Annotated in this window: 14 protein-coding genes; 7 read left to right on the top strand and 7 right to left on the bottom strand. The window is 63.7% G+C overall.

Annotated features, from left to right (window positions below):
- Nucleotides 1-29 precede the first annotated feature (29 nt).
- Together PPA02S_RS19870 and PPA02S_RS19865 are read left to right on the top strand one after the other, a co-directional pair.
- On the top strand, nucleotides 30-722 hold the full coding sequence (locus PPA02S_RS19870; RefSeq protein WP_028634573.1) for a response regulator: 693 nt from the start codon (nucleotides 30-32) through the stop codon (nucleotides 720-722).
- The gene (locus tag PPA02S_RS19865; protein ID WP_028634574.1) at nucleotides 719-2,326 is read left to right on the top strand and encodes an ATP-binding protein; all 1,608 of its coding nucleotides are present in this window, start codon (nucleotides 719-721) and stop codon (nucleotides 2,324-2,326) included. Before PPA02S_RS19870 ends, PPA02S_RS19865 begins: the two co-directional genes overlap by 4 nt.
- Nucleotides 2,327-2,329: 3 nt before the next feature.
- On the opposite strand, the gene PPA02S_RS19860 is transcribed toward PPA02S_RS19865, so the two are convergent.
- Nucleotides 2,330-3,031, bottom strand: coding sequence for a 4'-phosphopantetheinyl transferase family protein (locus tag PPA02S_RS19860; protein ID WP_028634575.1), 702 nt, complete (start codon nucleotides 3,029-3,031; stop codon nucleotides 2,330-2,332).
- Nucleotides 3,032-3,074: 43 nt separating this feature from the next.
- Nucleotides 3,075-3,866: a dienelactone hydrolase family protein gene (locus PPA02S_RS19855; RefSeq protein ID WP_028634576.1), complete on the bottom strand. Its 792-nt coding sequence runs from the start codon at nucleotides 3,864-3,866 to the stop codon at nucleotides 3,075-3,077.
- 129 nt (nucleotides 3,867-3,995) lie between these two features.
- On the opposite strand from PPA02S_RS19855, the gene PPA02S_RS19850 reads away from it, so the two are divergent.
- The 4 genes from PPA02S_RS19850 to PPA02S_RS19835 all read left to right on the top strand — a co-directional run bounded on the left by PPA02S_RS19850 (nucleotide 3,996) and on the right by PPA02S_RS19835 (nucleotide 8,331).
- A complete protein-coding gene (locus PPA02S_RS19850) occupies nucleotides 3,996-4,601 on the top strand; it encodes a putative outer membrane beta-barrel protein (RefSeq protein WP_028634577.1) in 606 nt (201 codons plus the stop codon).
- An 86-nt stretch (nucleotides 4,602-4,687) separates the two neighbouring features.
- Nucleotides 4,688-5,365, top strand: coding sequence for a response regulator (locus PPA02S_RS19845; protein ID WP_028634578.1), 678 nt, complete (start codon nucleotides 4,688-4,690; stop codon nucleotides 5,363-5,365).
- Entirely contained in the window at nucleotides 5,362-6,708 is a 1,347-nt protein-coding gene (locus PPA02S_RS19840; RefSeq protein WP_028634579.1) for an ATP-binding protein, read from the top strand. Before PPA02S_RS19845 ends, PPA02S_RS19840 begins: the two co-directional genes overlap by 4 nt.
- Nucleotides 6,709-7,008: 300 nt before the next feature.
- The gene (locus PPA02S_RS19835) at nucleotides 7,009-8,331 is read left to right on the top strand and encodes a dicarboxylate/amino acid:cation symporter (protein WP_028634580.1); all 1,323 of its coding nucleotides are present in this window, start codon (nucleotides 7,009-7,011) and stop codon (nucleotides 8,329-8,331) included.
- A 93-nt stretch (nucleotides 8,332-8,424) separates the two neighbouring features.
- Here the strand turns inward: PPA02S_RS19835 and tsaA are convergent, their stop codons facing one another.
- From tsaA to rimO, 5 genes are all read right to left on the bottom strand, one after another.
- Nucleotides 8,425-9,117 carry a tRNA (N6-threonylcarbamoyladenosine(37)-N6)-methyltransferase TrmO gene (tsaA, locus tag PPA02S_RS19830; RefSeq protein ID WP_028634581.1) on the bottom strand — a complete coding sequence of 231 codons (693 nt, stop codon included), beginning with the start codon at nucleotides 9,115-9,117 and terminating at the stop codon, nucleotides 8,425-8,427.
- Between the two features lie 6 nt (nucleotides 9,118-9,123).
- Nucleotides 9,124-9,585, bottom strand: coding sequence for a YehS family protein (locus tag PPA02S_RS19825; RefSeq protein WP_028634582.1), 462 nt, complete (start codon nucleotides 9,583-9,585; stop codon nucleotides 9,124-9,126).
- Nucleotides 9,586-9,632: 47 nt separating this feature from the next.
- Nucleotides 9,633-10,343 (bottom strand): rRNA pseudouridine synthase, encoded by a 711-nt coding sequence (locus PPA02S_RS19820; protein ID WP_028634583.1) that lies wholly within the window; start codon nucleotides 10,341-10,343, stop codon nucleotides 9,633-9,635.
- A 75-nt stretch (nucleotides 10,344-10,418) separates the two neighbouring features.
- Nucleotides 10,419-10,874, bottom strand: a complete 456-nt coding sequence (locus PPA02S_RS19815) for a GNAT family N-acetyltransferase (protein ID WP_028634584.1) — start codon at nucleotides 10,872-10,874, stop codon at nucleotides 10,419-10,421.
- 2 nt (nucleotides 10,875-10,876) lie between these two features.
- Nucleotides 10,877-12,208 (bottom strand): 30S ribosomal protein S12 methylthiotransferase RimO, encoded by a 1,332-nt coding sequence (rimO, locus tag PPA02S_RS19810; RefSeq protein ID WP_028634585.1) that lies wholly within the window; start codon nucleotides 12,206-12,208, stop codon nucleotides 10,877-10,879.
- Between the two features lie 234 nt (nucleotides 12,209-12,442).
- Between rimO and PPA02S_RS19805 the strand changes: the two genes are divergently transcribed.
- Nucleotides 12,443-14,353 carry a potassium transporter Kup gene (locus PPA02S_RS19805; RefSeq protein ID WP_028634586.1) on the top strand — a complete coding sequence of 637 codons (1,911 nt, stop codon included), beginning with the start codon at nucleotides 12,443-12,445 and terminating at the stop codon, nucleotides 14,351-14,353.
- Nucleotides 14,354-14,439: the final 86 nt, after the last annotated feature.

Raw genomic sequence — 14,439 nt, 5'->3', positions numbered from 1 at the left:
CGGCGAATACCCTTCACAAGGCGCCTGCCATGGACAACCGCTGCGCACGTATCCTCATCGTCGAAGACGACCCGCGGCTGGCCGAGCTGACCGCCGAGTACCTGCAGGCGAACGGCTGTGCTGTCACCGTCGAGGGGGATGGCGGCCGGGCCGCACGGCTCATCATCGACAGCCAGCCCGACCTGGTCGTGCTCGACCTGATGCTGCCCGGTGAAGACGGCATGAGTATCTGCCGGCGCGTGCGCAGCCAATACCTTGGCCCCATTCTGATGCTGACGGCGCGTAGCGATGAGCTCGATCAGGTGCAGGGCCTGGACCTTGGGGCCGACGACTATGTGTGCAAGCCGGTGCGGCCGCGTTTGCTGCTGGCGCGCATACAGGCGCTGCTGCGCCGCACCGAGCGGCCCCAGGGCCATGCCTTGGCCTTCGGTGCGCTGCACATCGATAACCGCCTGCGTGAAGCCCGGCTGGGCGAGCAGTTGATCGAGCTGACCGGTGCCGAATTCGACTTGCTCTGGCTGTTGGCCAGCAACGCCGGCAAGGTGCTGACACGCGAGCAGATCTTCACCGCGCTGCGCGGCGTTGCCTATGACGGCCAGGACCGTTCCATCGATATACGCATTTCCAGAATCCGCCCGCGGATAGGCGATGACCCCCTCCAGCCGCGTCTGATAAAGACGCTGCGCAACAAGGGCTACCTGTTCGTCGGCGAGGCGCCATGAGCAACTCGATTTTTCTGCGTATCTATGGCGGCATGCTGGCCGTGCTGGTGCTGGTGGCGCTGCTTGGGGTGCTCAGCCTGCATCTGGTCAACGAGGTGCGTGCCGCCCAGCACCGTGAGGGCCTGGCCCAGGGTACCTTTAGCCTGATGGCCGACAACCTCGCCCAGCAGAACGACACCGAACGCAAGCGCTCGCTCCTGATGTGGGAGCGCCTGATGGGGGTGCCGCTGGCCGTGCAACCCATGGCGGCCGTAAGCCTGGACGGCGCACAGCGTGCGCGCTTGTATCGCGGACTGGTGGTGGTGGAGAAAACCGGCGCGCATGCGGCCAGGATATTGCGCAGGGTGGGCCAGCAGGACCTGTTGCTGGTGGCGCAGGTGAAGCAGGTCAGCGAGCAGTTGGCACGCGCCACCCTGTACCTGCTGGCCGACGAACTGGTGCGCTACCCGGTGACGGAACAACAGCAGCGCCTCGAACAGCTCAAGCAGGACAAGGGGTTCGGCTTTGGCGTTGCGTTGCAGCGCATCGAGCGGGCGAGCCTGGACGATGACCAGCGACGCCGCGTGGAGGAGGGTGACACGGTCATGGCGCTGGGCCGGGACGGTGACTCGATTCGGGTATTCGCCGGGTTGGCAGGCTCGCCCTGGGTGCTGGAAATTGGCCCGCTCTACCAGCTCAACCCGTACCCGCCGCAACTGCTGGTGCTGATCGCACTGCTGGGCCTGAGCCTGATCGGGCTTGTCGTGTACTTGCTGGTGCGCCAGCTTGAACGCCGTGTTTCCGGGCTGGAAAGCGCCGCAGCGCGCATCGCGCACGGCAGCCTGGATACGCGCGTGCCTGCAGGGGACGCCGACTCGGTAGGGCGCCTGGCCCAGGCGTTCAACGGTATGGCCGAACACCTGCAGCGTTCGTTGACCATGCAGCGTGAACTGGTGCGGGCGGTGTCCCATGAACTGCGCACCCCCGTGGCACGCCTGCGTTTTGGCTTGGAAATGGTCGAAGCCGCCGCTACCGAGCAGGCCCGTGCCAAACACCTGGCCGGCATGGATGGCGATATTCAGGACCTCGACGAACTGGTCGATGAAATGCTGACGTACGCCCGGCTGGAGCAGGGCGCACCTGCCCTGCGGTTTCAGCCAGTGGACCTGGATGCGCTGCTCACCCGGGTAATCGACGAGCTGGCGCCGCTACGCCCCGGTGTCAGGGTGCTGCGGGGTGATTGTGACAGCACCGCCGCTGATGGCGCCTGGGTCGAGGCCGAGCCGCGTTACCTGCATAGGGCCGTGCAAAACCTGGTCAGCAATGCCTTGCGCCATGCCGAAAGCGAAGTGTGTTTGAGCTACCAGCTGGGGCCCCAGCTATGCCGCATCGATGTGGAAGATGACGGCCCTGGCGTGCCTGAAAGCTACTGGGAGCGCATTTTCACACCCTTTACCCGGGTCGATGACAGCCGCACCCGCGCTTCCGGTGGGCACGGCCTGGGCCTGTCGATCGTGCGGCGCATCATTCACTGGCATACAGGCCGCGCTACGGTAAGCCGCAGCGCCAGGCTTGGCGGGGCCTGTTTCAGCCTGGCCTGGCCGCCACGGCAAGCACTGCAGTAGTGCTCAGGCGCTGACCAGGCTCAGTAAGTGGCCCGCCTGCAGGCAGAACTGGCCCTGCAGCACGGCGCCATGCCGCCACTGGGGTGAAAGGTCGGTCAGCAGGCGCAGGCGGGCCAAACCGTCAGCGGACCAGTCCAGCAGCTCGGCGTGCTCGAAGTAGAAGCGTTGGCCGGTCAGCGGGTAGAGGGTCTTGAACAGGCTTTCCTTGAGGGAGAAGGTCAGGGTCACCGTCATGCCCAGCTTGCTGCGGTCCAGCCGCTCCAGCTCCATCGGGGTCAGGATCTCGCCCATCAGCCGTTCGGCGCGCTCGTCGTCCAGCAACGCTTCCTGATCCAGCCCCAGGCCCTGGCAGTTGGCTTGGGCCGCTACCACGGCCGCTGCCCAGCCTTTGCCATGGGTAATCGAGCCGCGAATGCCAGCAGGCCATACAGGCGAACGGTCTTCGTGGGTGGCCGGCACATGATCGCGGCCGTCCAGGCGCTGCAGAGCGGCCCGCGCGCACACCCGGCCGGCCAGGTACTCCGCCTGGCGCTTGGCAACCGAGCGTTGCAGGCTGGCACTGGGGACCACACCCGCGCGGTGGAAGTCGTCGGGGCCCAGGCGGGCGGGGTCGAACGCGCAACTGACCAGGACCGCCCCGGGTAGCGGGCGGGGCAGGGGCCAGTGGTGCTGAAGGGGGGCGCAACAGGCGGGCAATGTGTTCATGGGCCTATTGTGCCAGCTGCGCAGATGCCATGGGAGGCCGTAGCTATTTGAGTACCTTCTTGAAGAAAGCCTGCATGTCGGCCCACGAGCGCTCGTCCGCTTTCTTGTTATAGCCGATGTCCGGGCCACCGTGCCCGCCATGGCTCAGCCTGTCTGCGTCCGGGTTGGTGAACCCGTGCTTGGCGCCTTCGAGGGTGACGAACCTGTAGTCCACCTTCGCCGCGTCCATTTCGGCCTTGAACGCGTCTACCTGCTGCGGGGTGACCATGCTGTCTGCGCCACCGTGCTCCACCAGGATCGCGGCCCGTACCACGCCTGGCTTGGCCGGTGTGTCGGTGACCAGCGCACCATGGAAGCTCACCACGCCGTCAAGCTTCTCGCCGCGGCGTGCGGCGTCCAGCACTACCTTGCCGCCGAAGCAGTAACCAACGGCGCCCAGTTCGTGTTTGTTGGTGTTGGGCTGCATCTTGAGCAGCTCGAGGCCGGCATCGAAACGCCCGGCGGCTGCGGCAGGGTCCTTCATGGCTTCGGCCATGAAGGCCTGGGCGTCCTGAGGGTGTTCGGTGTGTTTGCCATCGCCATACATGTCGATGGCCAGCGCGTTGTAGCCCAGCGCTGCCAGGTCGCGGGCACGGCGCTTGGCGTAGTCGTTCAGCCCCCACCACTCGTGCACCACGACAATGCCGGGGCGCTTGCCAGTAACGGCGTCATCGTAAGCGTAATAGCCGACCAGCCGATCGCCATTGGCATCCTGGTAGGGGATTTCGCGGGTTTGGACCGCCGCTTGGGCGAGGGCGGCGCTGCACATCAGGGTCAGGGCCAGCAGGGCACGCATGGGTAGTACTCCTTGTTCGCATTCGGTTCGTTCAGCCAGGGTTCAGCGTGGGTTCAGTCGCGGTTCAGTGTGCCTTGCTTACTCTAGCCTCCACACCAAAGCAGCGCACTCAAACAGGAGCTACTTGCCATGAAAACCTTCAATTCCCTGCTTGCCGCCATGGCCGTCTGCGCCGCTGGCATGACCAGCGCCCAGGCCGCCGATGACACCTTCGCCAGCCTGACCTACGGCCAGACCAGCGACAAAGTTCGCAAATCGGGCCTGCTGCAACGCAACACCGACAACCTCAATGCCGACGGCATCATCGGCAAGGACGATACCTGGGGTGTGCGTCTGGGCCAGATCAACGACCAAGGCCGCTACTACATGACCTACGACACCGTTTCCGGTGACCACAGCGGCTTCAAGCTGCGCCAGCAGAACCTGCTGGGCAGTTACGATGCCTTCCTGCCAATCGGCGATACCACCAAGCTGTTTGGCGGTGGCAGCGTGGGCATCACCAAGCTGACCCAGAATTCGCCAGGTGCCAGCCGTGACAGCGACTACGGTTATGCCTACGGCCTGCAGGCGGGCGTGATCCAGGAGCTGACCGACAAGGCTTCGGTCGAGCTGGGCTACCGCTACCTGCGCAGCAATGCATCCACCGAGTACAGCGCCCACGGTGCACCCAAGGCCGGTGTGCTGCGCCTGACCAGCAGCGCACAAACGTATCTGGCGGCTTCCTACAAGTTCTGAGACCCAAGCCGCGTTATCCTGTACAGGCCCAATCGCTGTCACCTCAGCGATTGGGCCTGTACAGGCAAAGCCATAAGGAGCTGCACATGAAACTGCTGGTGGTCGAGGACGAAGCGCTGCTTCGCCATCACCTCAACACCCGCCTGGGCGAAAGCGGCCACGTGGTTGAAGCGGTTGCCAATGCCGAAGAGGCGTTGTACCAGGCCGAGCAGTACCATTTTGACCTAGCCATCATTGACCTGGGGCTCCCCGGTATCAGCGGGCTGGAGCTCATTTCGCGCTTGCGCGGCCAAGGCAAGGTTTTCCCCATCCTCATCCTCACCGCCCGTGGCAATTGGCAGGACAAGGTGGAGGGCCTGGCCGCGGGTGCCGACGACTACCTGGTCAAGCCGTTCCAGTTCGAGGAACTGGAGGCCAGGCTGAATGCATTGTTGCGCCGCTCCAGCGGGTTCACCCAGTCGACCATCGCTGCCGGGCCGCTGGTGTTGGACCTCAACCGCAAGCAGGCAGCCCTGGGTGAGCAACCGCTGGCGTTGACCGCCTACGAATACCGCATCCTCGAGTACCTCATGCGCCATCACCAGCAAGTGGTGGCCAAGGACCGCCTGATGGAGCAGTTGTACCCAGGTGACGAGGAGCGTGACCCCAATGTCATCGAAGTGCTGATCGGCCGCCTGCGGCGCAAGCTCGAAGGCGAACAGGGCTTCAAGCCCATCGACACCGTACGCGGGCTGGGCTACCTGTTCACCGAGCGCTGCCGGTGATCCGCTCCCTCCGGGTACGCCTGATGCTGGCCGCCACACTGCTGGCGCTGCTGTTCATGCTGGCGCTGCTCCCGGCCTTGCAGAAGGCGTTCAGCCTGGCGCTCGAGGAGTCCATCGAACAGCGCCTGGCCTCGGACATCACCACCCTCATTTCTGCCGCCCGCATCGAGCACGGCCAGCTGCAGATGCCAGAGCTGCTGCCCGACGAACGCTATAACCTGCCGTACACGGGGCTGCTGGGTTATATCTTCGACCGCCAGGGCAAGCTGGTCTGGCAGTCCCGCGCCACGGCTGCGCAAAACGTCAACTACACCCCCCGCTACGATGGCCGTGGTAACGAGTTCGCCCGTATCCGCCAGGCCTCTGGCGAGGAATTCTTTGTCTACGACGTCGAGGTCAAACTGCTGGGCGGCCAGAGCGCGGCCTACAGCATCGTTGCCCTGCAGCCGGTGCGTGAGTATCAACACACCCTCGATGGCCTGCGGGAAAAACTCTACCTCGGTTTCGGCGCTGCCCTGCTGGCGCTGCTGGTGCTGCTATGGGCCGGCCTGACCTGGGGCCTGCGCTCGTTGCGGCGCCTCAGCCACGAACTGGACGACCTGGAGTCTGGCGCGCGGGAAGGCCTCAGCGGCGATCACCCCAGGGAGCTGCTGCGCCTCACCGGCTCATTGAACCGTCTGCTGCGCAGCGAGCGTGAACAGCGCCAACGCTACAGGCACTCGCTGGACGACCTGGCTCATAGCCTGAAAACACCCCTTGCGGTGTTGCAAGGGGTAGGCGAGAGCTTGCAGCAGCGCAGCGGCGAGCGTGAGCAGTCGCGCATCCTGCAGAGCCAGATCGAGCGTATGAGCCAGCAGATCGACTACCAGTTGCAACGTGCCAGCCTGCGCAAAAGTGGCCTGGTGCGGCACAGCGTAGTGTTGCGGCCACTGCTCGACAGCCTGTGCAGCACCTTGGCCAAAGTCTACCGGGACAAAAACGTGGACGTGACGCTGGACGTGCCGGAACAGGCCTGTGTGCCGATGGAGCAAGGGGCCCTGCTGGAACTGCTGGGCAACCTGCTGGAGAACGCGTATCGCCTCAGCCTGGGCCAGGTGAACGTCAGTTGGGCCAAGGTGCCAGGCCAGCTTACGCTGTGCATCGAAGATGACGGGCCAGGGGTGCCTGCCGATCAGCGCCAGCGCATCCTGGAGCGCGGGGAGCGGTTGGACAGCCAGCACCCGGGGCAGGGCATTGGCCTGGCAGTGGTCAAGGACATCGTCGACAGCTACGACGCCCGGCTCAGTCTGGGTGACTCGGTACTGGGCGGCGCCGCCTTCAGAATCACCTTCAATTTGGAATAGGCCTTTACCACCCGGCGCAAGGCGGATTTCCGCCATCGCCGGTGTACAAATTCCGCCAGCGGGCGGAAACCCGCCATATCCTCTGCAGTGTCGCCCCGTCGTTGGGCACGAAATGCCCGTAAATACTGCCATTGCACCTATCGTGGGCATTTTGGCACCACCTTTGCTATCGATATCGGCAGAGGCCTGCCAAGGCAGCTCGAACACAACGACAAATCCCTCCATGTGCAGGAGGGTTAGCGATTCAGGTGCCGCACCACCCTGGGAAGGGTGAACCGGCGCACTCGAGGAAATTTAGCCATGACGACACGTCAGCCGCTGTACAAATCCCTGTATGTCCAGGTGTTGGTCGCCATCACCATCGGTATTCTGCTCGGCCACTTCTACCCAGAAACAGGCGTCGCCCTCAAACCGCTGGGTGATGGCTTCGTCAAACTGATCAAGATGGTTATCGCCCCGATCATCTTCTGCACCGTGGTCAGCGGCATCGCCGGCATGCAGAGCATGAAGTCGGTCGGCAAGACCGGCGGCTACGCGCTGCTGTATTTCGAAATCGTCTCTACCGTCGCCCTGCTCATCGGCCTCGTCGTCGTCAACGTGGTCAAGCCAGGCGCTGGCATGCACATCGACGTCAGCACCCTGAACGCCAGCAGTGTGGCCGCCTATGCCGCCGCCGGCGCGCAGCAGACCACCGTCGGCTTCCTGCTCAACGTCATTCCCAACACTGTGGTCGGCGCCTTCGCCAACGGCGATATCCTGCAGGTGCTGATGTTCTCGGTGCTGTTCGGCTTCGCCTTGCACCGCCTGGGCAGCTACGGCAAGCCGCTGCTGGACATGATCGACCGCTTCGCCCATGTCATGTTCAACATCATCAACATGATCATGAAGCTGGCCCCGATCGGCGCCATGGGCGCCATGGCGTTCACCATCGGCCAGTACGGCGTGGGCTCGCTGGTGCAACTGGGCTACCTGATGGCGTGCTTCTACGTCACCTGCCTGCTGTTCGTGCTGGTGGTACTGGGCGGCATCTGCCGCGCCCATGGTTTCAGCGTCCTCAAGCTGATCCGCTACATCCGTGAAGAACTGCTGATCGTGCTGGGTACTTCCTCGTCGGAATCGGCCCTGCCGCGCATGCTGGCCAAGATGGAGCGCCTGGGTGCGAAGAAATCGGTGGTTGGCCTGGTGATCCCTACCGGCTACTCGTTCAACCTGGACGGCACCTCGATCTACCTGACCATGGCGGCCGTGTTCATTGCCCAGGCCACCGACACCCCGATGGACATCACCCACCAGATCACCCTGCTGCTGGTGCTGCTGGTCGCGTCCAAGGGTGCTGCTGGCGTGACCGGTTCGGGCTTCATCGTACTGGCGGCTACGCTGTCCGCTGTTGGCCACCTGCCGGTTGCCGGCCTGGCCCTGATCCTCGGCATCGACCGCTTCATGTCCGAAGCGCGTGCACTGACCAACCTGGTCGGCAACGCCGTGGCCACCGTGGTGGTTGCCAAGTGGGTCAAGGAAATGGACAACGACAAGCTGGCTTCGGAGCTGGCCTCCGGCGGCGGCCCGCTGATCGATACCCGTCCTACCGACGACCTGGGTGTCGCTGAAGGCCCTGCTCGCTGATCTCGGGCTAGCGAAACGAAAAAGGCGACTGTGAAGTCGCCTTTTTCATGCCTGCTTATTTACCCTCGGTGTGCGCTTGCAGGTTGGCCCGAATCAGGCCAGCACCACCTCCAGCACCCGAATAACCTGCGCTTGCGGGTAATGCCAGCGCACCTGCACGTCCCAGAACTTCACCCCGTATACCCGCTCCGGCGTTGGCACCTGGTAGGCAGGCCGTGGATCTTGGGCCAGGCATTGCTCAATGAGGTCTACCACGGGTTGCCCCAGGCGCAGGGTATGTTCGCGAGCTTGCACCAGGGCAGCGTCGCCCCACTGCACGGCAATCGCTACAGGTGGCTGGCTGGCCATCTGGTTATGGGCATCGGCAATGGTGTCGGCGTAAGGCACATAGGGTTTTATATCCAGCACCGGGGTACCATCGAGCAGGTCAATGCCCGAAAGCAGCAAACGCCCCGGCTCGACACCCTCGAGGCGGACCACCGACTGGCCGATACCGTTGGGCCGGTGGGTGGCACGGGTGGCAAACACCCCCATGCTCGTGTTGCCGCCCAGGCGCGGGGGCCGCACTTTCAGCCGCGGCTTTTCTTCAAGGGCCTGGTGGAACAGAAACAGCAACCAGACGTGGCTGACCTGTTCCAGGCCGTCTACAGCCTCACCCTGATCGAACGGCGGCAGCAGCTCCAGCACCCCCCGTGCAGCCGGTGCCAACTGCGGCTGGCGCGGTATGGCGAACTTTTCCTTGAAGCAGGAGCGCACGATGCCGACCGGGCTTACCGTATGCTGCATGGTCATTCAGCCGCGCACGCGCTGGGTAAGGCCCTTGAGGAAGTTGCGCAGCAGCTGGTCGCCGCAGGCACGGTAGTTCTCGTGGCCAACCTTGCGGAACAGCGCGCTCAGCTCGGGTTTGCTGACGGGGAAGTCCACTGACTTGAGGATGGCGTGCAGGTCGTCTTCCTTGAGCTCGAAGGCTACCCGCAGTTTCTTGAGGATGAGGTTGTTGGTAACCGGCAGCTCGATTGGCTGCGCTGGCCGGCTGTCATCCTTACCGCGGCGGTAGATGACCAGGCCGTCGAGAAAGTGCGCCATTACCCGTTCAGGGCAACGCACGAAGCCTTCTTCTTCCTCTTTTTTCACGTAGGTCGCCAGCACCAGGGGATGCACGTCGAGGCCGGATAGCCCGACGATTTCGGCCATCTTGGCGTCGTTCACCTTGAGCATGTAGCGCAGGCTGCGCAGGACGTCGTTGTGGTTCATTGCTGCAGAATCCTGTTCAGGTGCCGCGCACCAGCGCGGCGTGTTGCTTAGAAGCGTTCGGTTGCCGCCACGTAGCGCCATTGGCCAAGCGGCAGCTTGCCCATGGACACACCCCCCAGGCGGATGCGGCGCATGCCCAGCAGCTCAAGGCGCAGATAGGCGCACAGCTCGGAGATTTGCCCAGGTTGAGGGTTTTTCAGCACCAGGCGCAGATGGGTTTCGTTCTGCCAGCTGGCCTTGGCCTTGGGCAATTCACGGTCATTACGCATGACGCCCCGCGCCAGGCGTTCCAATGCCTGCGGGCTGGCTTCACCGCGCACCTGGACGACGAATTCCTGCTCCAGGCGGCGCAGGTCGGCATTGATCTTGCGGGTTACCCGCCAATCCTGGGTGAACACCTGCAAGCCGCTGGCACCGGGTTCAAGCGGCGCTACACAGGCCTGGCGGGCAAAGTGGCCGTGCAGGGCACGCACGCCTTCACGGTGGGCCTCGCTCAGGCTGCCCATGCCCATGCTTGCGCGTGCGCTTTCGGTATCCTGGCCGGCAGGCTGGTTCAGCAGCAGGGTAACCGGCTCCAGTGTTTCGGCACGGGCGCCAGGCAGGAGGGCGACGCTTTGCTGTTCAACCTTGAACTGCGGTTGTTCGACCACCACACCGTCGACCGTCACCCAGCCCCCCTCTATATACAGCTCGGCCTCGCGACGAGAACAGCCAAGCTGCTCGACAAGGCGTTTGGACAGGCGGGTGGGTTCGGACATGACGGCGGTTCGCAAAGGCAAAAAGAGCCTGCATTGTACCTTCCCGCGCGGTTGAGGGGCGGGAATCTGTGGCAATCACACCGTTTTGCGCAAACGCATGTGCAGCAACGGGTAGGGCTGGCCCAGGCCATCGGTTGGCGAGCGGCCGGTCACTTCGAACCCTTCGTGCAGGTAGAAGCCCAAAGCCTTGGGGTTCTGCTCGTTGACGTCCAGCGTCTGGGCATTCAGCACGCTGACGGCGTGACGCAGCAACCGCTTGCCCACCCCGTGACCATGCCAGGCAGGGGCCACGAACAGCATGTCCACGCGGCCTTGGGCCACCCCGATAAAACCCTGGATACTGCCGTTTGGCGCCCGGCAGCACACCAGCATCACGGCGTCCAGGTACTGGCGCAAGATCTTGTCGCGCAGCAGCAGGATGTAGCCCTCGGGCAGGAAGTCGTGAGTTGCGCGCACCGCATCTTCCCAAACCTGCACCAGCTCCGGGTAATCGCTGAGATGTGGCGTCTCGAGGGTTGGGAGCTGGCTCATGGTCAGATCGGCTCGGCCCACATGTCGTACTCGTCGGCATCTACTACCCGGCAGCGCACCTTGTCGCCCGGCTTGAAGCCATGGTCGCCATCGATGAACACGCTGCCGTCGATTTCAGGTGCATCGAAGAAGCTGCGGCCAACCGAGCCCTGCTCTTCCACTTCATCGATCAGCACGTCGATTTCCTTGCCGATACGCAGTTGCAGGCGGGCGGTACTGATGGCTTGCTGGTGAGCCATGAAGCGGTCCCAACGGTCCTGCTTGATGTCATCCGGCACCTCGGCAAGGCCCAGGTCGTTGGCAGGCGCGCCTTCCACCGGCGAATACTGGAAGCAGCCCACGCGGTCGAGCTGGGCTTCGGTCAACCAATCCAGCAGGTACTGGAAGTCTTCTTCGGTTTCGCCCGGGAAACCGACGATGAACGTGGAACGGATTACCAGCTCCGGGCATTGCTCGCGCCATTGCTTGATGCGGGCGAGGGTGCGGTCCTCGAACGCCGGGCGCTTCATCGCCTTGAGCACCTTGGGGCTGGCATGCTGGAACGGGATGTCCAGGTACGGCAGGATCTTGCCGGCCGCCATCAGCGGGATCACATCGTCAACGTTCGGGTATGGGTACACGTAATGCAGGCGAACCCAGGCCCCTAGGCTGCTCAGTGCCTCGCACAGTTCGAGCATGCGGGTCTTGACCGGGCGGCCGTTCCAGAAGTCGGTCTTGTACTTGACGTCCACGCCGTAGGCGCTGGTGTCCTGGGAAATCACCAGGATCTCCTTCACACCGGCCTTTACCAGGCGCTCGGCCTCGCTCAGCACCTCACCCACCGGACGGCTGACCAGCTTGCCGCGCATGGACGGGATGATGCAGAAGCTGCAGCTGTGGTTGCAGCCCTCGGAAATCTTGAGGTAAGCGTAGTGGCGCGGGGTGAGCTTCACGCCCTGTGGCGGCACCAGGTCGATCAGCGGGTTGTGATCCTGGCGCGGCGGCACCACTTCGTGCACGGCATTGACCACCTGCTCGTACTGCTGCGGGCCGGTCACCGACAGCACGCTGGGGTGCACGTCACGGATACTGCCTTCCTCGACACCCATGCAGCCGGTGACGATGACCTTGCCGTTTTCCTTGATCGCTTCGCCAATCACTTCCAGCGACTCGGCCTTGGCGCTGTCGATGAAGCCGCAGGTGTTGACCACCACCACGTCGGCATCTTCATAAGTGGGCACGACTTCGTAGCCTTCCATGCGCAGCTGCGTCAGGATGCGCTCGGAATCGACCAGGGCTTTGGGGCAACCCAGGCTTACGAAACCTACCTTGGGGGTGGCGGGCGTGGTGGACATGACTAACCTCGGTATTGAATGCAGGTCGCCCGGCCGGAATCGGGGGCGAGCTTGACGGGCGCTTTCGGCGCCTCTGATCAAAAAGTGCGCAATTCTAGCGAGCACAAGGTCGCTTGACCAGCAGAAATACGACGAACGCTGCGCTATGCTTCGCGCCGTTGCGTCAGGCCGCTGCGGGTGGCCTGCGTGGAAGTGAACAACAAGGGCCTTGAAGGCCGTCTGCGGGAGTGGTCGATGGTTCAGGCAAGCAGTCACGCCGAGGGCGGGCACGCAGGTAAGCAGGGCGCGACACGGTCGCTGGGCCTGCTGGTGGCGGCGGTCGGGGTGGTTTATGGCGATATCGGCACCAGCCCGTTGTATACCCTCAAGGAAGTCTTTACCGGCGGCTATGGGGTGCCGGTCAACCATGAAGGTGTGTTGGGGATCCTGTCGTTGATCCTCTGGTCGCTGTTATGGGTGGTGTCGTTCAAGTACGTGATGTTCATCCTGCGCGCAGACAACCAGGGCGAGGGCGGCACCATGGCGCTGACTGCACTGGCGCGGCGGGCCACGGCGGCCTACCCGCGGTTGCGCACGCTGATGGTGATATGCGGGCTGATCGGCGCGTCGCTGTTCTACGGCGACAGCATGATCACCCCGGCCGTGTCGGTGCTGTCTGCGGTAGAGGGCATGGGCCTGGCGTTCGATGGCATCGACCACTGGGTGGTGCCCATTTCGCTGGTGGTGCTGGTGGCGCTGTTTCTGGTGCAAAAACACGGTACCGAGAAAATCGGCAAGCTCTTCGGCCCGGTGATGGTCACCTGGTTCCTGGTGCTGGCTGCCCTTGGCGTGCACGGCATTCTGCAAACACCCGAAGTGCTCAAGGCCTTCAACCCGGGCTGGGCTGTGAACTTCTTCGTCGTCCACCCAGGCATGGGCGTGGCCATTCTGGGGGCTGTGGTGCTGGCCCTGACCGGTGCCGAGGCGCTGTATGCCGACATGGGCCACTTCGGTCGCAAGCCCATCGCCCGGGCCTGGTTCGCCTTGGTGCTGCCTGCGCTGGTGCTCAATTATTTCGGCCAGGGTGCGATGCTGCTGCAGAACCCGGAAGCAGCGCGTAACCCGTTCTACCTGCTGGCGCCGGGCTGGACCCTGCTGCCGCTGGTCGGCCTGTCGACGCTGGCCACCGTCATCGCCTCCCAGGCGGTGATCTCGGGGGCGTTCTCCCTCACCCGCCAGGCCATCCAGCTGGGTTACATCCCGCGCATGCACATTCAGCACACCTCCAGTGACGAGCAGGGGCAAATCTACATTGCCGCCGTCAACTGGACGTTGATGGTAGGGGTGGTGCTGCTGGTGATCGGCTTCGAGTCATCAGGGGCACTGGCGGCGGCTTACGGGGTGGCTGTGACCGGGACCATGCTGATGACCACCATCCTGGTGTCTGCGGTGATGCTGTTGCTGTGGAAGTGGCCGCCGATGCTGGCCGTGCCGATCCTGGTGGGGTTCCTGCTGGTCGACGGGCTGTTCTTTGCTGCCAACGTGCCGAAGATCGTACAGGGCGGCGCCTTCCCGGTATTGGCCGGTGGCGTGCTGTTCCTGCTGATGAGTACCTGGAAGCGCGGCAAGCAGATCCTGGTGGAGCGCATAGACGAAGGCGCGCTGCCGCTGCCGCTGTTCATCAGCAGCATCCGCATCCAGCCGCCACACCGGGTAGAGGGCACTGCGGTGTTTCTCACGGCCCGGTCCGACGCGGTGCCCCATGCGCTGTTGCACAACATGTTGCACAACCAGGTGCTGCACAGCCAGGTGGTGCTGCTGACCGTACTCAGCGAGGACCGGCCGCGGGTGCCGGAGCAGGAGCGTTTCGAAGTGGAGGCTTACGGCGACGGTTTCTTCAGGGTGGTGCTGCACTTTGGCTTCATGGACGAGCCTGACGTGCCGGCAGCGTTGAAGCTGTGCCACCTGGACGACCTGGATTTCACGCCCATGCGCACCACGTACTTCCTCAGCCGCGAGACAGTCATCGCCTCCAGGCTGGAGGGCATGTCGCGCTGGCGTGGCAACCTGTTCGCGTTCCTGCTCAAGAACGCCAACGGCAACCTCAGGTTCTTCAACCTGCCGCTCAACCGGGTGATCGAGTTAGGAACGCAGGTAGAGATTTGAGTGACCAGGCAGGGGGTGCAGAATGCCCCTTGCCACAGCAGATGAACCAGCCCTCTAGGTTGCGGTGTTGCGCAGTCCAGTCCTGT

The sequence above is a fragment of the Pseudomonas parafulva NBRC 16636 = DSM 17004 genome, from assembly GCF_000730645.1.
GTDB lineage: Bacteria > Pseudomonadota > Gammaproteobacteria > Pseudomonadales > Pseudomonadaceae > Aquipseudomonas > Aquipseudomonas parafulva.
The sequence above is the reverse complement of the archived record's forward strand: the minus strand, read 5'-3'. Positions and strand labels throughout refer to the sequence as shown.